At 61.4% G+C, this 18,572-nt stretch carries 23 protein-coding genes; 6 read left to right on the top strand and 17 right to left on the bottom strand.

The window, feature by feature from the left end; translation table 11 throughout:
- Positions 1-87: 87 nt before the first annotated feature.
- The 12 genes from AC3WWR_RS12490 to AC3WWR_RS12435 all read right to left on the bottom strand — a co-directional run bounded on the left by AC3WWR_RS12490 (position 88) and on the right by AC3WWR_RS12435 (position 9,090).
- A complete protein-coding gene (locus AC3WWR_RS12490) occupies positions 88-972 on the bottom strand; it encodes a ChaN family lipoprotein (RefSeq protein ID WP_168758521.1) in 885 nt (294 codons plus the stop codon).
- A gap of 26 nt (positions 973-998) precedes the next feature.
- A complete protein-coding gene (locus AC3WWR_RS12485) occupies positions 999-1,766 on the bottom strand; it encodes a heme ABC transporter ATP-binding protein (RefSeq protein WP_168758520.1) in 768 nt (255 codons plus the stop codon).
- Positions 1,766-2,749, bottom strand: coding sequence for a FecCD family ABC transporter permease (locus AC3WWR_RS12480; protein WP_162276376.1), 984 nt, complete (start codon positions 2,747-2,749; stop codon positions 1,766-1,768). The genes AC3WWR_RS12485 and AC3WWR_RS12480 overlap by 1 nt, the downstream gene beginning before the upstream one ends.
- A 520-nt stretch (positions 2,750-3,269) precedes the next feature.
- Complete coding sequence (locus AC3WWR_RS12475) at positions 3,270-3,530, bottom strand: transmembrane sensor/regulator PpyR (protein WP_492598731.1); 261 nt, start codon at positions 3,528-3,530, stop codon at positions 3,270-3,272.
- A gap of 52 nt (positions 3,531-3,582) precedes the next feature.
- On the bottom strand, positions 3,583-4,785 hold the full coding sequence (locus tag AC3WWR_RS12470; RefSeq protein WP_020796911.1) for an NAD(P)/FAD-dependent oxidoreductase: 1,203 nt from the start codon (positions 4,783-4,785) through the stop codon (positions 3,583-3,585).
- Positions 4,786-4,938: 153 nt separating this feature from the next.
- Positions 4,939-5,313, bottom strand: a complete 375-nt coding sequence (locus AC3WWR_RS12465; RefSeq protein ID WP_033043392.1) for a response regulator transcription factor — start codon at positions 5,311-5,313, stop codon at positions 4,939-4,941.
- A 98-nt stretch (positions 5,314-5,411) separates the two neighbouring features.
- Positions 5,412-6,065 (bottom strand): response regulator transcription factor, encoded by a 654-nt coding sequence (locus AC3WWR_RS12460; RefSeq protein WP_492598730.1) that lies wholly within the window; start codon positions 6,063-6,065, stop codon positions 5,412-5,414.
- Complete coding sequence (locus AC3WWR_RS12455; RefSeq protein WP_083349357.1) at positions 6,062-6,823, bottom strand: sensor histidine kinase; 762 nt, start codon at positions 6,821-6,823, stop codon at positions 6,062-6,064. The genes AC3WWR_RS12460 and AC3WWR_RS12455 overlap by 4 nt, the downstream gene beginning before the upstream one ends.
- 120 nt (positions 6,824-6,943) lie before the next feature.
- Positions 6,944-7,372, bottom strand: a complete 429-nt coding sequence (locus tag AC3WWR_RS12450) for a nuclear transport factor 2 family protein (protein ID WP_033043395.1) — start codon at positions 7,370-7,372, stop codon at positions 6,944-6,946.
- A 181-nt stretch (positions 7,373-7,553) separates the two neighbouring features.
- A complete protein-coding gene (locus AC3WWR_RS12445) occupies positions 7,554-8,123 on the bottom strand; it encodes a chorismate mutase (protein ID WP_020796917.1) in 570 nt (189 codons plus the stop codon).
- Positions 8,124-8,226: 103 nt separating this feature from the next.
- Complete coding sequence (locus AC3WWR_RS12440; protein ID WP_020796918.1) at positions 8,227-8,511, bottom strand: DUF7693 family protein; 285 nt, start codon at positions 8,509-8,511, stop codon at positions 8,227-8,229.
- Positions 8,512-8,649: 138 nt separating this feature from the next.
- Positions 8,650-9,090, bottom strand: coding sequence for a hypothetical protein (locus AC3WWR_RS12435; RefSeq protein ID WP_168757556.1), 441 nt, complete (start codon positions 9,088-9,090; stop codon positions 8,650-8,652).
- Positions 9,091-9,327: 237 nt separating this feature from the next.
- Between AC3WWR_RS12435 and AC3WWR_RS12430 the strand changes: the two genes are divergently transcribed.
- Positions 9,328-11,001, top strand: coding sequence for a tetratricopeptide repeat protein (locus tag AC3WWR_RS12430; protein ID WP_151142720.1), 1,674 nt, complete (start codon positions 9,328-9,330; stop codon positions 10,999-11,001).
- A 14-nt stretch (positions 11,002-11,015) separates the two neighbouring features.
- Here the strand turns inward: AC3WWR_RS12430 and AC3WWR_RS12425 are convergent, their stop codons facing one another.
- Together AC3WWR_RS12425 and AC3WWR_RS12420 are read right to left on the bottom strand one after the other, a co-directional pair.
- Positions 11,016-11,708 carry an RES family NAD+ phosphorylase gene (locus AC3WWR_RS12425; protein ID WP_033043898.1) on the bottom strand — a complete coding sequence of 231 codons (693 nt, stop codon included), beginning with the start codon at positions 11,706-11,708 and terminating at the stop codon, positions 11,016-11,018.
- Positions 11,702-12,106, bottom strand: coding sequence for an antitoxin Xre-like helix-turn-helix domain-containing protein (locus AC3WWR_RS12420; protein ID WP_033043897.1), 405 nt, complete (start codon positions 12,104-12,106; stop codon positions 11,702-11,704). The genes AC3WWR_RS12425 and AC3WWR_RS12420 overlap by 7 nt, the downstream gene beginning before the upstream one ends.
- 271 nt (positions 12,107-12,377) lie before the next feature.
- Between AC3WWR_RS12420 and AC3WWR_RS12415 the strand changes: the two genes are divergently transcribed.
- A complete protein-coding gene (locus AC3WWR_RS12415) occupies positions 12,378-12,821 on the top strand; it encodes a hypothetical protein (protein WP_083349352.1) in 444 nt (147 codons plus the stop codon).
- A 64-nt stretch (positions 12,822-12,885) separates the two neighbouring features.
- Here AC3WWR_RS12415 and AC3WWR_RS12410 read toward each other — a convergent pair whose 3' ends face one another.
- Both AC3WWR_RS12410 and AC3WWR_RS12405 read right to left on the bottom strand, forming a co-directional pair.
- Complete coding sequence (locus tag AC3WWR_RS12410) at positions 12,886-13,314, bottom strand: MAPEG family protein (protein WP_492598729.1); 429 nt, start codon at positions 13,312-13,314, stop codon at positions 12,886-12,888.
- Between the two features lie 15 nt (positions 13,315-13,329).
- Positions 13,330-14,283: a diiron oxygenase gene (locus tag AC3WWR_RS12405; RefSeq protein ID WP_168758515.1), complete on the bottom strand. Its 954-nt coding sequence runs from the start codon at positions 14,281-14,283 to the stop codon at positions 13,330-13,332.
- Positions 14,284-14,466: 183 nt separating this feature from the next.
- Between AC3WWR_RS12405 and AC3WWR_RS12400 the strand changes: the two genes are divergently transcribed.
- Together AC3WWR_RS12400 and AC3WWR_RS12395 are read left to right on the top strand one after the other, a co-directional pair.
- Positions 14,467-15,423, top strand: a complete 957-nt coding sequence (locus tag AC3WWR_RS12400) for an AraC family transcriptional regulator (protein WP_020800696.1) — start codon at positions 14,467-14,469, stop codon at positions 15,421-15,423.
- A 95-nt stretch (positions 15,424-15,518) separates the two neighbouring features.
- Entirely contained in the window at positions 15,519-16,382 is an 864-nt protein-coding gene (locus AC3WWR_RS12395; protein WP_492598728.1) for a diguanylate cyclase domain-containing protein, read from the top strand.
- 30 nt (positions 16,383-16,412) lie between these two features.
- Here AC3WWR_RS12395 and AC3WWR_RS12390 read toward each other — a convergent pair whose 3' ends face one another.
- Positions 16,413-17,330 (bottom strand): LysR family transcriptional regulator, encoded by a 918-nt coding sequence (locus AC3WWR_RS12390; protein WP_020800698.1) that lies wholly within the window; start codon positions 17,328-17,330, stop codon positions 16,413-16,415.
- A gap of 133 nt (positions 17,331-17,463) precedes the next feature.
- Between AC3WWR_RS12390 and AC3WWR_RS12385 the strand changes: the two genes are divergently transcribed.
- Together AC3WWR_RS12385 and AC3WWR_RS12380 are read left to right on the top strand one after the other, a co-directional pair.
- Entirely contained in the window at positions 17,464-18,222 is a 759-nt protein-coding gene (locus AC3WWR_RS12385) for a 5-oxoprolinase subunit PxpA (RefSeq protein WP_020800699.1), read from the top strand.
- Positions 18,223-18,323: 101 nt separating this feature from the next.
- Positions 18,324-18,569 carry an acetyl-CoA carboxylase gene (locus tag AC3WWR_RS12380; RefSeq protein WP_020800700.1) on the top strand — a complete coding sequence of 82 codons (246 nt, stop codon included), beginning with the start codon at positions 18,324-18,326 and terminating at the stop codon, positions 18,567-18,569.
- Positions 18,570-18,572 lie beyond the last annotated feature (3 nt).

The raw sequence follows: 18,572 nt of genomic DNA, 5'->3' as shown, positions 1-18,572 counted from the left end.
GCCGCAGGCTGCGATCTTTTGATCTTGCTTTGGCCCTGGAAAAATCAAAAGATCGCAGCCTGCGGCAGCTCCTACAGGGGTGCATTTTTAGCGACGCAGTTCAGCGCAATGGTCCTGCTCCGGCTGCGCTGCCGTATACCACACATAATCCGCGCTGTCGGCGCTCACGGTCTTGCCCACTTCAGCCAGCACCAGCACTGCGTTACCTTCGCCAGCGCCGAGGTCCTGCAGGTGCAACGGCACCCCCAGATCCTTGCGCACATGGAACGCCCCGGCCAGCAATAGCGCAGGCGTCGGTGCCGCCAGCAGGCGTTCGGCCATGCGCCGGTCACGCTGTTGCTGCACAGCGAGCATCGCCGGCATTTGCGCTTCGGGCAGCAAGCCGCAATGGGACTCGCGGATATCGTCCAGCAATGTCGCTTGTACCCTTTGGGTAGTGGACGCTTCACCGCTGAGCGTCGGGCGCTGTTTGTAGATCTGCATGATCTGCGCCCGGTCCAGGTTGGCCGACAGCAGTGGGTAGGGTTGGCGCAGGGCGTAGGTGACCAGTGGGCCGTAGATGCCCCAATCCCAGTTGGCCTGCCAGGACAGCGCCTGGTAAGCGTCGGCTGGTGGTTGGCCGGCACGGGTCGCGGCCTGGGCCGCATCGACTTTTGCCTGTTGGTCGGGGTTGAGCATTTCCATCAACAGGCTGCCTTGCGGGCGCTGCGCCGCCAGTTGGCGCAGCAACCACAGTTGTAAGGCATGGTGATCGGGGTTGTCGTGTTGCTCGCCGACCAGCACCCGTGGCGCAACCGCCAGGCGCTCGACCAGCTCCTGCGGGGTGAGGGCGCGTCCGCTGGCGAGTTCGCGGATCAACCCGAGATCGGCGTGATCTCGCCCTTGGGGGGCGATCGCTGGTGGCGGCGCTGCGACGTAATGGGTTTGGCAGGCAGCCAGCAGGCTGACCAGGAATAACAGCACAATGCGCATCGGTTTTCCTTTTAGAACGGCGGGGATCAGCGCGCGATAATCAACGGATGACCGCGTTCCGGATGCCGCTGAATCAGCACTTGCAGCCCGTACACTGCTTCCAGCGCCTGGGCGTTCAGGACTTCATCCGGTGGACCATAGGCGTGCGGGCGACCCTCCTGCAACAGCAACAATTGATCGCAATAACGGGCAGCCAGGTTCAGGTCGTGCAGGATCACCAGTACCGCCGCACCGCGCCCGGCGAAATCGCGCACCGCTTGCAGGATGGTGTGCTGGTGCAGCGGATCGAGCATTGAGGTCGGCTCATCGAGCAGCAGGGTCTGACCCTCGGCACCCGGCCACAATTGTGCGAGCACGCGCGCCAGGTGCACACGCTGGCGTTCGCCACCGGACAGGGCCAGATAACTGCGTCCCGCCAGGTGCAGGGCGTCGGCGGCACTCAGGGCCTGGGCGACAATTTGCGCATCGCGCACGCGCCCGCTGGCATGGGGCAGGCGACCCATGCCCACCACTTCATTGACTGAGAAGGCAAAGTTCAGGCTCGAACTCTGGGGCAAGACCGCCAGGCGTCTGGCTCGCTCCTGGCCCGGCCAGTCGGCGAGTGCACGTTCGTCTAGGCTGACCGTGCCTGCGTTGGCCGGCAGCTCATCGCACAAGGCGGCCAGCAGCGTGCTTTTACCGGCGCCGTTGGGGCCCAGCACGCCGAGGACTTGACCCGGATGCAGCTCGATGTCGATGTCCGCCAGTACCGTGCGATTGCCGCGTCGCACCATTAAATTGTTGGCCCGTAGCATCAGGAACGCCCCCGTACCAGCAGATAAAGGAAGAAGGGCGCACCGATAAGCGCGGTGACGATGCCGATCGGCAACTCGGCCGGCGCCAGCAGCAAACGCGCGACCAGATCGGCCAGCAACAACAGGCTGGCGCCGGCCAGCAATGAAGCTGGCAGCAACACCCGATGATCGGGACCGACCAGCAGTCGCATCAGGTGCGGTACCACCAGGCCGATAAAGCCGATCAGGCCGGCCGCCGCCACTGCGGCCCCCACACCCAGCGCGGTGCACAGCACCAGCTCAAGCTTGATCCGCTCGACATTGAAGCCCAGGTGGCGGGCTTCGGACTCCCCCAACAGCAGCGCGTTGAGCGCTGCCGCGCGCCGCGGCAACCACAACGCCACGCCGACTGCCACGATCAGCAGCGGCCACAGGCGCGGGTAACTGGCGCCGTTGAGGCTGCCCAGGTTCCAGAAGGTCAGGGTGCGCAGCGTGGCGTCATCGGCCAGGTAGGTAAACAGGCCGACCCCGGCCCCGGCCATGGCGGTCATCGCCACGCCCGCCAACAACATGGTGGCGACGTTGGTCTGGCCGTCGCTGCGGCCAAAGCGATACACCACCGCCGTGACGATCAGGCCACCGGCGAATGCGCATACCGACAACAGGTACGGCTCGATGGCCGGCGGCAAACCGCCCAGCAGATTGCCACCGACGATGGCGACAGCCGCGCCCAGCGCCGCGCCGCCGGACACTCCGACCAGCCCCGGGTCTGCCAGCGGATTGCGAAATAACCCTTGCATGGCCACGCCGGACAACGCGAGCACCGCTCCCACCGCGATGCCGAGCAAACTGCGCGGCAGGCGAATCTGGCCGAGGATCAGCTGCGCCTGTTGGCTGTCGTCTCCCTCCACCGGCAATCCGAGCAGCCGCAACCCGGCCAGCAATGTATCGCCCAGCGGCAGGCTGACCGGCCCCAGGGCCAGGGACAGCCAGAACACCAACAGCAATAACAGGCCCAGGGTAATCAGCATCGGCCGTGGCCGAACGATAGCCGTCATCGGGTGCTCTCTGTTGCCTGGCGCTCGGCAGCCTGCACCTGTGGCAGGGTGCCAGCCACGGCCATTTGGCTCGGGAGCATGCCGGCGCACGCTAGCAGTGATTTGATACGCATCAGGGCGCTTCCTTAGTGGATCAGGGCGGTGGCGGTTTCGGCCAGGGCATGCCGAACAGCTGGGTGAACCGTTCACCGTCGACATCGAAACCTTCAAAGCGGGTGATGATGCCATCGACGCACAGTTTGCGCACACGCCCCTGATAAGTTCTGCGTTGTGAACCTGAGGTGGCGGGAGGTAGCAGATAGACCATGGCGCCGGGTTCGCCGGTAAGTTGGATCGCCGCACCGCTAGCTCTTACGGGTTTACTGGCTGGAGAAAAAACGCCCGCCAGAAAACCAGTGGCGGGCGCTTGGGAAAGGTCCCGGTCCAGCAAGGAGTGGGCTGGCCGGGATTCAGGCGAAATTTCACATCACCCGGCGAGGCCAGGCGGTTGGCTCAGTGGCTGGCAGCGCAGGCGATTGAGCGTCAGCAAGCGCATCACATAACCGAGCTTGATGGCGGTCGGGCCGAGTATCGTCATGGCATGGGCCATCACCAGGCTGGGTAGCGACAGATATTGATCCAGGCCATTGGCCAGGATGGCCCCGGCGACCAGTGCAATCAGCCCGCCGATCAACATGACGTGGGACAACGTCAAGACCCGATACGGATGCTCGAAAAAACCATACATGTCGGTTACCTGCGACTGGCAGTGACAGGGGGCACGGCCGTATTAATCGTCTTCAGGCCACCGGGATCAACGGATCGGCCGCCGCCAGCGCCACGGCACGATCAGCCGCCGGCGGATAGATCCACAGGGTGTTGATCTGGGTCTTGAGTTCCTTGGCTTCGTGCTTGACCAGCTTGACCTCGCGCTCCCAGCCCTCAGTGAACACCGCGCCCCAGGCGCCCAGGTCCAGGCAGGTGACATACTTGGGTTGGCTGTAGGCCATCGGCTCCACACCCAGCAGCTCCGCGGCGACGTTGTTTCCGGCATAGCGCCCCAGGGCGATGGCATGCTGGCAGGACATTGCCGCGAAGTTACCCTGGTCATCGGTGGCAGCGTAGGCCACGTCGCCGCTGGCGTACACATCGGCGTGGCCTCGCACCTTGAGGTGCTGATCGACATGCAGGCGGCCCTGATGATCGCGAGTACCTTGCACTTGTTCGGTCAGCGAGTTGGCACGGAAACCGACGGTCCAGATCACGGTGTTGGATTCGATGCGCTGGCCATCGGCAAGGATGACGCCATTGGCATCGACCGCGGCAACGGTAGCGTTGAGAACCCACTCGATGCCCAGGTGCTGCGAGGCTTCGACGATCGAGGGGCGGATCCCATCGCCCAGAGCAGCGGCGACTTGCGGGGCACGGTCAACCACGATGACCCGGATGTCGACGTTTTCACCGAGGACGGCACGCAGGCGTGCCGGCATTTCGGTCGCGGTTTCAATCCCGGTGAAACCACCGCCAGCCACCACCACGGTATTGCGGGCGGCGCTGACCGGCTTGTCCTTCAGTGACTTGATGTGAGCTTCCAGGCGAGTGGCGGATTCGATCTCGTCGACATCGAAGGCGTGCTCCAGCATGCCTTCGACCGGCGGACGCATCAGCTTGCTGCCGGCGGCCAGCACCAGGCGATCATAGGTCAGCGTGCCCTGGATGCCCGCGGCGTTGGTGTAGCGGACCTGTTTGTTGTGCTCGTCGATGACCTCGGCCGAACCCTTGACGAATTTTACTCCCACGGCGTCGAACAGTTCGTGCAGCGGTGCAGTCATGGTGTGCACGTCAGGCTCGTAGAAGCGCGGGCGGATGCGCAACTCGGCCTGAGGAGCCAACACGGTGATCTCGACGTCGTTTCGATCGTGCTTGTCCAACAGGCGGGCAGCGCTCAACGCGCTCCAGACCCCACCGAACCCTGCACCAATAATCAAGATTTGCTGTTTCATTGTTTAGCTCCTGAAGAACAATCGAGTGCCGCTTAATCTTGAGCAGATGTTATTCGAGGGGTTTAACGCTGACACTGCTACATAGGGTAAGCCCGGGTATGACTAAGTATTAACGGGCTATACCAAAGTGTTAGTGGCTTGAATGACCAGAGTTCAGTGGCGTCGCTCAAGTACTGTTTTGATACAGTCGAGCAACTTTTCGATGGGGAAGGGCTTGGGGAAAAAGGCAATCGGCTGCATGGCTTGAGACCCCGGCGGACGCTGCGCGCAGGGATTTCCGGTGATGAAGATGACCGGGATATGCATGCCCCTGGTCGCCAGTTCTTCATACATCGTGATTCCGTCCATCTCCGGCATTTGTATATCGCAGATCAGGCAAGATGTAATAAGCGGGCCGTCGGAGTTGAGATATTCATACGGCCCCACGTAGGTTCGCACCGTATAGCCACTGGATCGCAATAAAGTATCCAGCGCCATTCGAAGCGAATCATCGTTATCGACGACGGCAATCATTGCCTCGTTGTGCATAGTGAAGTCCTGCGTAGTCACGCAGAGCAATTAGAGGCACTGCGCTATTATTGCAAGATACGCCGTCCTGAAAGGGTGCACAGTATACGTGGGTATAGTTATCGGCTGTCGGGCCGGGCCGAGAGCACCTCGGCCATGCGCACCAGGTCGGCAAAGGAGCGTGCGCCCATCTTGCGCATGGCCTGGCCGCGGTGGATTTTCACGGTGATTTCGCTCAGGCCGATTTCCCCGGCTATCTGCTTGTTCATCAAGCCCGAAGTCGCCAGCGTCATCACGGTTTGTTCCCGCGCGGTCAACGTCTGGTGGCGCGCTTGCAATTGCTCGGCGTGGCGCTCGGACTCGCGACGCTGTTTATCACGACCATGGGCGGCGCACACCGCATCGATCAGGTCCTGTTCACGAAACGGCTTGGTCAGGAAATCCACCGCGCCAGCTTTCATCGCTCGCACTGTCATGGCGATGTCGCCGTACCCGGTGATGAACACGATGGGTACCTTGATGCCGGCGACGGCCAGTTCGTTTTGAAAGTCCAGGCCGCTGCTGCCTTGTAACCGTACATCCAGCACCAGGCAACTGTCGGTGTCCGGGCGCTGGTACTGCATGAAGTCGGCGACTGAGCCGAACAGCTCGACCCGTAGGCCGATGGAGCGCAGCAGGCTGCCGAGGGATTCGCGCAGCGGCGCATCGTCGTCGACGATGAACACCATGGACTCGGTGTGATTGATCTGGTTGAGCGGCTGCCGTTCGTTCATGTTTGATTCCCCAAGGGCTCAATGGCGGCCCGTATCGGCAGGGCAACCAGAAACGAACTGCCCTGGCCCACAGTGCTGGTGGCCCAGATCCGGCCAGCGTGGAAATCAATGATCGAGCGGCAGATGCAAAGCCCCATGCCCAGGCCGTTTTCCTTGGTGGTGAAGAACGGCGTGAACAACTGCGGCAAGACCTCGGGGGCAATCCCCGGACCCTGGTCGGCCACCTCCAGCACGGCCTCGTTGTCCTTCACCCAGGTACGAATCAGCAGTGACCGTTGTGTGGCGTCGACCGCATCCATGGCCTGGCAGGCGTTGATGATCAGGTTGATGATGACTTGCTGCAGTTGCACGCGGTCGGCACTGACCTGGGGGTTGAATGTACCCAACTCGATTTTCGGACTGATCTGGTGATGGGCAAGTTCACAGCGGACCAGGCTCAAGGTCTCGCTGACAATGTCGTTGAGCGATTCGTTCTGGCGCAGCGGGTCGCATTTGCGCGACAAGGCCCAGACATGGCGGGTGATTTCGCTTGCCCGATGGGCGCTGGCGATGATTTGTTGCAGTGCCTTGCGTGCTTCGACCAGATCGGGCTGCGGGCGGCTCAGCCAGTTGCGGCAGGCTTCGCCGCTGCTGGCGATCGCCGCCAGCGGTTGATTGATTTCATGGGCGATGGACGCTGCCAGTTCGCCCAGGGCTGTCATGCGGGTGACATGGGCGAGTTGGGCGTGGGCAGGATTTTTTGTCCGGGGGTCGAGCATACGCGCCTCGGTTTTCTGGTCGGGCTGGGAGCGGAGAATCGGTCCGGTATCCTAGGAGCACGCGATCTCAGTCCGTTAGGACAAAAAACCCGAAATAAAAGCCAAGGCGCGGTACAACGATCAGGTCTTGCTGGCGGCCAGGTAGGCGCCCAGGCGCCGGCCCATTTCCTCGCCAAGGGCTTGCAAGCCACTCAATGGCCGGACCATCACTTCGAAATCGACGATTTTTCCCTGCTCGTCAAAGCGGATCATGTCGATGCCCTTGAGCTGTTTGTCGCCGACCCTGGCGCTGAATTCCAGAATCACGTTCAAGCCGTCGGCGCTCGCCAGTTCGCGATGATAGGTGAAATCTTCGAACACCTTGGACACCGTGTTGAGAATCATCGAAACCACCGGTGCCCCGGGATACGGCGTGTGGGCCATGGGCGAGCGAAACACCGCTTGCGGGTCCAGCAACGCAGGCAAGGCCTTGAGATCGCCGGTGCGGATCATCGCGTGCCACAGGCTCAGGGACTCTGCCGCCTTGGGATGCAGTTGCAGTTCAGACATATTCAACTCCTGTTTTTTGTTGTTGTTCAAAACGTGCAGAACACTTCATGTAGGAGCGAGCACGCTCCGGGAGGCGTTCCGACGAAAAACCTGAGAGCGCCGCGGGGTGTCAGGCTCCCTGCGTTATCGTTGACCTCCATCGCGAGCATGCTCGCTCCTACAGGGGGGAGATTGGTTTCGATCATAGATCCGTGATGCACAGCTCCCCTGTAGCGCGGATCAACGCCTGGCCATGCAGCGCATCCTTGATCAGGTCCGAGCGCTGCGCCGCCAGCCACTGCGGGCATTCCGGATCGACACGATAGGGCACGAAAGCGGCGTATTGCTGCAACAGGCGGGCTTGCAGTTCGTCCTGCTTTGCGCGCAGTTGAGTGAGGTCTGGCCGTGGCAGGTCGGGTGCCTTGTGCGCGGCTTGCCATTGCGCGATCAGTCCGTACTGCACCAGCTTGTTGGCTTCGATCTGCGCGGCGATCAAGTCGGCGGCTTCGTCCGGGTTCACGTTGCTACCGGTTGCCTGCTTCCTGGCGTTGTTGATGAGCAGGGTTTCCCGTGCGGTATCCTGGATCGGTTTGCCACTGTCCCACTTGGCCAGCGCCACCAGGTCGGCAATGTCCAGGCGCTCATTGATGGTGTTCAGCAGTGGCTGCAGCGTTTCGGGTGCCGGGGAGGGCGTGGCGGCATGGGCGACGCTGGCGAGTAAGCCGAACAGCGAACAAGCCAGGACTTGCGGCAAGCGTGGGCAGCGGAACATAAGCAACCTCTCGGGCACGGGATGCGCATCAGGTCTTATGTATCACAGCTGAGCCAGATGAACGATAGTTCAGCGAGCACTTTCGCAATATCCCGGTTGCGCCTCAGTCGCCGGCCAGCATCCGCTCGATCTGCGCCAGCTCCCAGGTGCTGAGCAAACTCACCGGGTCAGTCCCGAAACGCTGACCACCGTCGAACACGCGGCCATCCGGGCTCTGGCAATGCAGGCAGTGACGCAAGTGAAGGTGGTCGACATCGAGGCTCAAGCGCCAACCTTCGATGTCGATGAATACCGGACCGGCTTGCCCGTCAAGTCGCCGGAGCGGGCGCAGGCCCAAGGCGGCATCGCGCAGTTGCTGGTAAATCTCTCGGGCAGTAAGGGGCGGCACAGGTGTCTCCGGCGGGATGGCGGCATGGCCAGAATCGGGCACACAGGATAGACGATCGCGATCCAGGGGTAGAACCCTGTGACGAAAAAGCCCGGCTGATCAGGCCGGGCTTTTTGTGGGTGCGGTGCAGCGATGGGGTCAGGCGACAGTGTTGCCTTGCAGGCGGTCGGAGCCATCGGCAGCGACGGTGTTGCCTTGCAGGCGGTCGGAACCATCGGCGGCGACAGTGTTGCCTTGCAGGCGGTCGGAGCCATCGGCGGCGACGGTGTTGCCTTGCAGGCGGTCGGAGCCATCGGCGGCGACGGTGTTGCCTTGCAGGCGGTCGGAGCCATCGGCAGCGACGGTGTTGCCTTGCAGGCGGTCGGAACCATCGGCAGCGACGGTGTTGCCTTGCAGGCGATCCGAACCATCGGCAGCGACGCGATTCTCGATCAAGCGATCCGAACCACCCTCGGCCACCCGGCTTTCAATCAGACGATCCGAGCCACCTTCAGCCACGACAGGCTGAACAGAGGTAGCGGCAAAAGCGTTAACTGCGAAAACCGAGAAAGCGATGCTGAGGAGGGTTTGGCGTTTCATGATCGTGTGCTCCGGGGGTGTTGTTGGTTGGTATGGAGCTGATGTTACGCCGTGGAGTTTTTAAGAGAACTTCATTGAGGTGATGGTGAACATCGATGCGATTGATAGAGTCAGTGGCCTGCCTCGTGTAGGCATGATGATAGAGCGCAGCCTGTCGTCGGCTATGACGCCCGGCCAGGTGCACAGGGGTATGCTGGGTTTTCGCAGGTTCCGCACTCTGATCGAGAGGATAAACCGATGCACGACTATTACGACCTGGGCACCTACAGCCGCCCCGTGACGACGAGCTCAGCCCAAACCCAACTCTGGTTCGACCGCGGCCTGATGTGGTGCTACGGCTACAACCACGACGAAGCCATCCGTTGTTTCCAGAAGGCCCTGGAGCACGACCGCAACTGCGCGATGGCCTACTGGGGCATCGCCTATGCCTCGGGACCCAACTACAACAAGCGCTGGGACGCCTTCATCGAACAAGAGCTCAAGGAGGCCGTGGCCCAGGCGCGACTGGCGACACAAATCGCCTTGGTGCACCTCGAAGGTACGACGCCAGTGGAGCAAGCCCTGATCCACGCGTTGCAGCAACGTTACCAGGCCGAGCAGACGAGCAGCGTAGATGAGCTCTTTACCTGGAACGATGCCTATGCGGCGTCCATGCGCGATGTGTACCAGCGATTTCCCGACGATCCAGATGTGGTGGCGCTGTTCGCCGAAGCGCTGATCGACCGCACGCCCTGGCAGTTATGGGACTTGAAAACCGGCCAGCCGGCGGCTGGCGCCGACACCCTGGAAACCGTGGCCGTGCTCGAGCGCGCCCTGCAACGCATGGAGCAACACGGCGAAGCGCCGCACGCCGGCGTACTGCACATGTACGTCCACACCCTGGAAATGTCGCCGTACCCGGAACGGGCCCTGCGCGCGGGCGATATCCTGCGCGACCTGGTACCGGATGCCGGACACCTGCGCCATATGCCGTCGCACATCGACGTGCTCTGCGGCGATTATCGCGGGGCCATGATCACCAATCAGCGGGCAATCGAGGCCGACAGTCTCTATCTGGCCAAGGAAGGGCCAATCAACTTCTACACCCTGTACCGCAGCCACAATTACCATTTCAAACTCTACTCGGCGATGTTCCTCGGCCAGTATCAGCCGGCCCTGGAAGCCGCCGAGCAACTGGCCGAAACCATCAAGGAAGACCTCCTGCGGGTGGAAACACCGCCCATGGCCGACTGGCTCGAAAGCTTCGTCTCGATGAAGGCCCACGTGCAGATCCGCTTCGGCAAATGGCAAGACATCCTCGCCACACCATTGCCCCAGGACCCGACGCTGTACTGCGTGACCACGGCCATGCTGCACTACGCCAAAGGCGTGGCCTTTGCGGCTTGCGGGCAAGTCGCCAACGCCGAAACCGAGCATCACCTGTTCCTTGAGGCCTGGGCCCGGGTGCCGGACACGCGCTACCTCTTCAACAACAAATGCAACGATATCCTGGCGGTGGCCGCGGGCATGCTGCGCGGCGAAATCGAGTACCGCAAAGGTAACTTCGACGAAGCTTTCGCTCACCTGCGCGAGGCGCAATCGCTGGACGATCACCTGCCTTACGACGAGCCCTGGGGCTGGATGCAACCGGTGCGCCACGCACTGGGCGCGCTGTTGCTGGAACAGGGCAGGGTGGAAGAAGCCCTGCACGCCTATCGTGCCGACCTGGGCCTGGACAACACCCTCAGTCGCGCGTCCTGGCACCTGGACAACGTGTGGAGCCTGCACGGCTACGTGGAATGCTTGAAGCGCCTGGGTCGCGATGGCGAAGCGGCCGCTGCGCAGGTTCGTCTCAACCTGGCCATGGCCCGGGCGGATGTGGAGATTTCGGCGTCGTGTTTTTGCCGCAACGGCGAGCGTTGCTGCCACTAGGTGCGAGATTTGCCTCAAGCCTCGTTGATCTGGCTGACACTGGTGATCTGCCCGTTCCAGACCATCTCGTAATGAGCGGTCTGGATGATTGAAGAGACAGGCCTTGGCGTCATCAACGCCCAGCAATCACTGCCTGGCAGGCGCACCGAGCGATAACGCAGGCCTGGGTAGCCAGCTTTCCTGATTGCCCGGCCCAGTGCGTGGGAATGGCTGTAATCGTCAGGCGCATACACCGGGTCGTTGATCGGCAGGGCGGTGGCGTCTTTCATCCCCGTATCCATGAATGAACACGACAGTCCCCTGAACACAAACCGCTCATAGTTCAGGCCCGATACCTTCGACCAGTACAGGCCCTGGTGATACCGCACCTCGGCCAGTGCGGTTTCCATCGAATCCGCCAGGTACAACACCCCATAGCTGCCATCGCTGAACCGCGAGCCCGCCGGATTGATGTGAGTGAAAGGCGCGGTGGCGTACGAGCAGCCAGCAATCCCGAACGGGATTTCGCTCCGTGGGATCAACTCAAGTTCACCGAGCTCATTCTTCAGTCGGGGATTGGTCAGCGCCTGAATCTCGAACAGCACCTCGAATTCATCCGCGCTCGCCACGTCGTCGAACAATGCAATCGGCGGAAATTTCGAATTGACCAACCGGTAAGCCTGCAATGCCTGCCCGGCAAACACCGCCAGCTCGCTCAACGTCACCATTGCGCGCCCCGCAGCATATCGATGCGCCGAAAGGTCTCGTACAGCGAAATCATGTCGCCCTGGGCCATGATCACCAGCGGCGAGCGCCCATTGAAAAACTCGTTGTCATTGGCCATCGAGACGAAGCCATAGACGTTGTCCGGATTGTCGAACACCAGGCGCAACGTGGCGTGAATGTTCAACACAAGACTGATGCGCTGCATCTGGTCCGCATCCAGCGCCACCGCCCAGTCAGGATCATGCTGGCGCGCGCGGGTGTAGGTGCTGCGGGAAATGCGCAGGATACGACAGGCCTGCTCGCTGCTGGCGTGCCACTTTTCCAGAATGCCCACCGCAGCGCGCAGGCCGGTGACGCATTGGTTTTTGCTGAAAGATTGGGGCTGGGAAGCGACGGCCATGTGCATTACCTGTCTTTGAGTCCTTAGAATCAAACATAAGTATATTGAGTCTACAGAACAAGCGGCTCTCGACCAGCGGCAGCTGCAGGAAACAGCGATACGGCGAACCATGCGCTGTGGTGTCTTTTCTGCACCGCGTCATCATTCTTCGCCAGCAAGCCTGGCCCCTACGGGCCGATGACCACCCATCAGCCAGATCCCGCTTGCGGGGGGGACCACTAGACTTCACAGGGGGGATGAAGTCTACGCAACTCAACTCAGGAGACCTGTGATGAACAGTGCATCTTGGCTGGCGTTGGTAGTGGCGGCAGGGGCGATTTCGGGCTGCGCGAGCAGAAACGAAATTGTCGATGTCCCCCTCAATGCTACCCCGCAAAACGCAGAGCATATCGCTCGAGCCACCCTCAGCCCGGTGGGCGATCAAACCAGTATCTGGCTCACCGTCGGTGGAGTCCCCCACGATATGGCTGTTTCCAGCCGTCTCGACACTGCAATCTACGCAGGCTCGTGCCAGCAATTGGGTACGCAACCGGCGTACAGGACCCGTCAGGCCAATAGCGTCGACTACCCATCGCTGGCCCCGCGTACCCAACATTGGGCCCAGGCACCGGTGGCGCTGAGCGATTTGACCAAGGGTAGCTATGCCTTGCTGGTTCGCAGCAGTCCGGCAGACGGTAGCCGCCCACTTTTCTGCGGCAACATCAGCGCTGGCTAGGGGCGCATCAGGCAAGCCGTTCGGTACTGTGGCCTGCGCAAGTAGCGCAGGCCATGGCCTGGGTTCAGAAGATTGTGCCGTACCCGGCGGCCATCACGATGAGCGTGAGAAAACAGGCCAACTGAACGAAAAAGAAGCTAAACCGAACTGCCACGAACGCATTGGTTTGTTCATGGCAGACATGCACCAGCGACTGACACACCCGGGCAACCAGAATGAGTATCGACAAGTAGTTTACCGAAGGTCCTTCAACGCCAAGGGCGGAAATCAACCACACGATGACGCCAAACACAGGCAGGTTTTCCACGCAGTTGGCGTGTGCCCTTACCCCGCGCCGATACCACTCCTCGCCCTCGAGCCGATCGCTTCGGAAAGAGGCAATCGGCGCATTCGAGAACAGTATCCTGGCCCAGCGATAGACCCCGACGGTGGCCATTAACAGCAGTAACGTCCAGGTCGCGAACCCAAGCAGCATCCACATCGGTATTGTCATGGCGGCCAGCCTCGATCAATGGCCCATGATGGGTGACAGTGCGGTGTTGATCCGCGACATCTGGGCTGGCGTTGTCATGCGCGTCAGCAGCCGGGCAAAGTGTGGATGCTGCACGCCCGAGATAATGTATTGCCAGCGGTAGGCGTCCAGCATGCAGGCGTTGATGCGTGCCGCTTCGTCGACACTGAATGATCGTGAAGCATGGCGCGTGAAGTACTCGGCATCGGCTGTCGATTGTGCCTGCAGGATGGCGTCGACGGCCGCCACCAGTGCTATCAGGTCGTTCACTGCCTGGTCGCATTCGGCGGGCGACAGTTTTGCGTGCTCGGCCTTCCACTCCAGTTCATCGAGCACGACGTGTCGGCTTTCATCCTTCCAGTGAAACTTGAAGACGTCCTTGAACAGCGGGCATAGCTCTTCGTGCGGGGCGATGCTTTGTGCGTAGTGGGATTGAACGAACAACTCGATATGACAGGTCAGCGCCAGCACCGACCAGGTGCTGGATGCCAGCACCACGCGCGCCACGTCGTTTGGATCGGCCACTTGACGATATCCCGCCGGCAGTTGCGAGCCAATCATTGTCTCGATGCGCCGGAACAGCTCCTGATGCTTGATCTCGTCATTGGAGAAGCGCACCAGCGCTTCGAGTGCGAGCTGATCGTCGAATACATGGGCGCGACCCTGATCGAGCATTTTGGCACTGATAAAGCGCTCGACCAGGCCAAAGAGGTACGCGTAGGTCCGGCCTTGAATCTGGCTGAGCAGGCGCGCCTCGTGCGCGTCAAGAAAGGTCAGGCGGTCGACCAGCGACAGTGAGTCGGGCAGGAATTTGCGCGAGAAGTCGAAATGCCGGTCCTGCAGCAGATCGCGATCGATCTGCCATTCGGCTTTCTTCGATGACCTGACCAGCTGCGCGTATCGGGCGGCGTTGCGCGAATCAGGGATGGGGAGGGTCGCGAAGGTGTTCATATCGATCTCCAATTTTCCAGGTCGAGCCACAATGGGGCGGAGCCAATGACCCTGGATAAAGCCTCTGGGGAGAGTGCTGATCGCTGGGTCCGCGTTGGTGCTAATCTAGGCCTCGCCGTCCGGGTGAAGAATGACCGCTGCGCCTGATTACTTGCTCCAGACTCCGTAAAGGAGGGGTGGCAAATGCTCGATGCGCTTTCCGATGTGTTGCGTGTGATCCGGCTGTCTGGGGGAGTGTTCCTCGAGGCAGAGTTCACTGCGCCCTGGTGCATGAGCGGCAGAATCTCTGCCGACGATTGCAAACCGTTCGTGGCGGCGCCTCGACATATCATTGCCTCGCATTTTGTCGCGGCGGGGCACATGCAATTGCGCGTCGACGATGGCGCCCCCCTCGACGTGCGCGCAGGCGAATTGATCCTGCTACCTCGCAATGATGTTCATACGTTTGGCAGTGACCTGGGCTTTACACCCATGTCGGCGCGCGACGTCATTACGCCGCCGTCAGTCGGCGGCATTTCACGCATCAAGTGCGGCGGGGATGGGGAGACCACACAGCTGTTGTGCGGTTTCCTCGGCTCTGAAACCCCCTTCAGTCCGTTGCTTTCATCGCTGCCATCGGTACTCAAACTGGACATGCGTGCGACGGCTTCGGGGGCCTGGATCGAAAGCTCGTTCCGTTTCGCCGTAAGCGAGACAGCGGCAGGACGCGTCGGCTCAACGGCAGTCATTGCCAAACTGTCTGAATTGCTTTTCGTCGAAGCCGTCAGCCAGTATGTAGCGAGCCTTCCGGCAGAGCGGCGCGGGTGGTTGGCGGGTTTGCGCGATCCGCATATCGGGCGCGCACTGGCACTGCTCCATGCGCGTCCGACCGAGGGCTGGACCGCTGAAACCCTGGCGCTCGAGGTGGGCATGTCGCGCTCGGTATTCGCCCAGCGCTTCACCGCATTGGTCGGACAGCCACCGATGCAATACCTGACGCTCTGGCGCATGCACGTGGCGGCTCAACACTTGCGAGAAGGGCGGGGGAATGTGGCGCAAATCGGCTTTTCAGTCGGCTACGAATCCGAAGCGGCGTTCAGTCGCGCCTTCAAGCGCCAGTTCGGTACATCGCCCGGCACCTGGCGCAGGCAATCCGCTTGAGTCGGCATTGGGCCAGCAAAACCTTGCCGCACGCCTAGCCGCCTCCCTTCGCGATCAGGCATGATCAGGCTACATGAACCGGGACTCGCTGACCTATGCCCGTTGACCTGCAAGCGCTCTACCCCAAACTGATCCATCTGATGCTGGACACGGTCTTCGTGGTCGACAGGGATAACCAGATCGTATTTGTCAGTGATGCCTGTCAGGCGCTGCTTGGTTACCGTGCTGACGAGCTGACCGGCACCCCGATCACTGACTACATGCACCCTGACGACCTGGCGAAAACGCGAGCCTCCATTGTCCGGGTCATGAATGGCCAGCCGCACTTCGATTTCCGCAACCGTTATATCCGCAAGGATGGCGGAGTCGTGCACATCCTGTGGGCAGCCTTCTGGTCCGAGGAGGTGGGGGCGCGGATCGGCGTTGCGCGCAACGTCACGGCCCTCTGGCAGGCGGAGGAGGAATTGCGCTTCCTCGCCCATCATGACCCGCTGACAGGGCTGGCCAACCGGGCGCTGTTCAATGATCGGCTGGATGCGGCCCTGCGCGCGACACAGCGCCACGACAGCAGCCTGGCGTTGCTGTTTTTGGATGTCAATGACTTCAAAGGCATCAACGATGTCCATGGCCATGCAGCGGGCGATCAGGTGCTCCGCATGATTGCCCGTCGGCTGCAAGGCTGCGTGCGCGAGACGGACACGGTGGCCCGGATGGGCGGTGATGAATTCACAGTGTTGTTGACGGATATCCAGTCCCAGGGCGACGTGTACGAGAAAGTGGCGCAGATTCTCGCGGTCTTGGCCGAGCCACCGGATGCCGACTCTTCCGTACTCACAATGCCGTCCTGCAGTATCGGTATCGCCTGTTATCCCGCGGACGGAGAGGATGCCGATACGCTGCTCAGCCATGCGGACGACGATATGTACCGCATAAAAAGGCAACGTTCCGCGGCCGGATGACGAACCTGGAACACAGCTTCGACGGGTGAACTAGCGCCGTGCCGACAGTTGTTGCGGCGCCAGGAATGCATCGTGGAAATAGTTACGAAACGCTTGCATGGCCGGGCTGAAATCGCGCTCGCGATGCCAGGCCAGGCCTACGCTCATGGGGGTTACCTTGTCAGTGACGGTCAGGGTTTCGATGCGTTTGCCCTCCAGCGACCAGGGGCGGTGCACCAGGTCCGAGAGGATCGCCACGCCGCTGCCATTGGCGACCATGCTGCGCACCGCTTCGACTGAACTGGTGCGTATCCGTACGTTTGGCTGCTGGTGCGCGTGTTCCCAGTAACGCTTGGCGCTCTGTTCGGCTTCGTCGACGGTCAACAGGATAAAGGGCTCTTGCGCAACGTCAGCCAGGCTGACGGCGGAGCGTTCGAGCAGGGGGTGATGGCTGGGCAGCCATAACCGGCGTTCGGAGTTGAAGAGGGTTTCCGAAACGATGTCCGGGTGAGTGAGGTTCGCGGTCAGCACCACCGCCATGTCGAATTTTCCTTCCAGCAGGCCTTGCTCGATGGCCGTGCGCTCTTGTTCGTGGACCTCGATGGCTACGTCCGGGTGCCAGTGTTCAAGCCGTTGCAGGTGGTGCGGCAGAAAGTAGCCGATCACCGTGTAGCTCGCGGCCAAACGTAACAGGCCACTGGCGCGGACGTCCGGCAGCGGGCTATTCAGCGCGTCGTCGACGCTGCGCAAAATCACATAGGCACGGTTGAGAAAATGCCGCCCGGCATCGGTCAGGCTCATGCCCTGGGCCGAGCGCTGGAACAACAGCGTGCCGAGCATGGCTTCCAGCTCCTTGATCGCGGTGGTCACCGCGGACTGGGAAATGTTCAGGTGAATGGCCGCTTGGGAAATTTGCCCGATCTCCGCGGTGGCGACGAAATAGCGGACCTGGCGCAGGGTCAGTGACATGGGCGCTCCGTTGTCTGTTTTTCAGGGTTATCTGTTTTTCAGAAGATGGCCCCTCTGATAATAGATCTTCCCAAGGGGTTGGCGGGAATTTAACGTGGCCTGCATGAAGTCACAAGCGTCAGGAGCAAGCGTCATGCAGGCAGTAGATTTCAATTCGGACATGGGCGAAGGCTTTGGCCCATGGACCATCGGCGATGGCGTTGACAATGAGCTGATGGGCTTCATCAGCACCGCCAACATCGCCACCGGTTTCCACGCCGGCGACCCAAGCACCATGCGCCGCACCGTCGAACGGGCGAAGCAACTGGGCGTGGCCATCGGCGCGCATCCGGGGTTCCGCGACCTGGTCGGCTTCGGCCGCCGGCACATCAATGCACCGGCCCAGGAACTGGTCGACGACATGCTTTACCAGTTGGGTGCGCTGCGTGAACTCGCCCGGGTTCAGGGCGTGGCGCTGCAACACATCAAACCTCACGGCGCCCTGTACATGCACCTGGCCCGCGACGAGCAAGCTGCGCGTTTGCTGGTGGAAAATCTCCAGCGCCTGGAGCCGGAGTTGCTGCTGTATTGCATGCCCAACTCAGTGATCTGGCACGTCGCCCGGGAACTCGGCCAACCGGTGATCCGCGAGTTCTACGCCGACCGCGAGTACGACCTCAGCGGCTCCATCGTCTTTACCCGCAACGTACGAGCCTACGACCCGACCCAAGTGGCGGCGCGGGTGCTGCGTGCCTGCCAGGAAGGTGTGGTGCGCACTGTCGAAGGCGAAGACCTGGCCATCGAATTCGATTCCATCTGTTTGCACAGCGATACACCGGGTGCCCTGGCATTGGTCGAGGCCACACGCAAGGCGCTGGATGACGCGGGGATCAAGGTTCGCGCACCGCGCTGAGCCCTGGAGCACAACGAAACACCAGGCACAGAGACGCCAGGGTTCAAACACCGATCCATTTTTATGCCTGCCTTTCTACAACTATTCCAAGAGGAACAGACATGGCCGAACAAACCGTTATTACCCCGTTGCCGGGCACCTTCTACCGTAAAGCCACACCGGACTCGCCGAACTACGTCGAGCCGGGCGCAGAGGTCAGCGCCGACACCGTGATTGGCCTGATCGAGGTCATGAAGCAGTTTTCCGAACTGACCGCCGGGACGGCCGGTCGCCTCAGTGCCTTCCTGGTCGAAGACGGCGATCCGGTGGAACCGGGTCAGGTCATCGCAACGCTCGATGGCCATTGAGGG

Source organism: Pseudomonas sp. EB271-G4-1, from assembly GCF_058791355.1.
The sequence above is the reverse complement of the archived record's forward strand: the minus strand, read 5'-3'. Positions and strand labels throughout refer to the sequence as shown.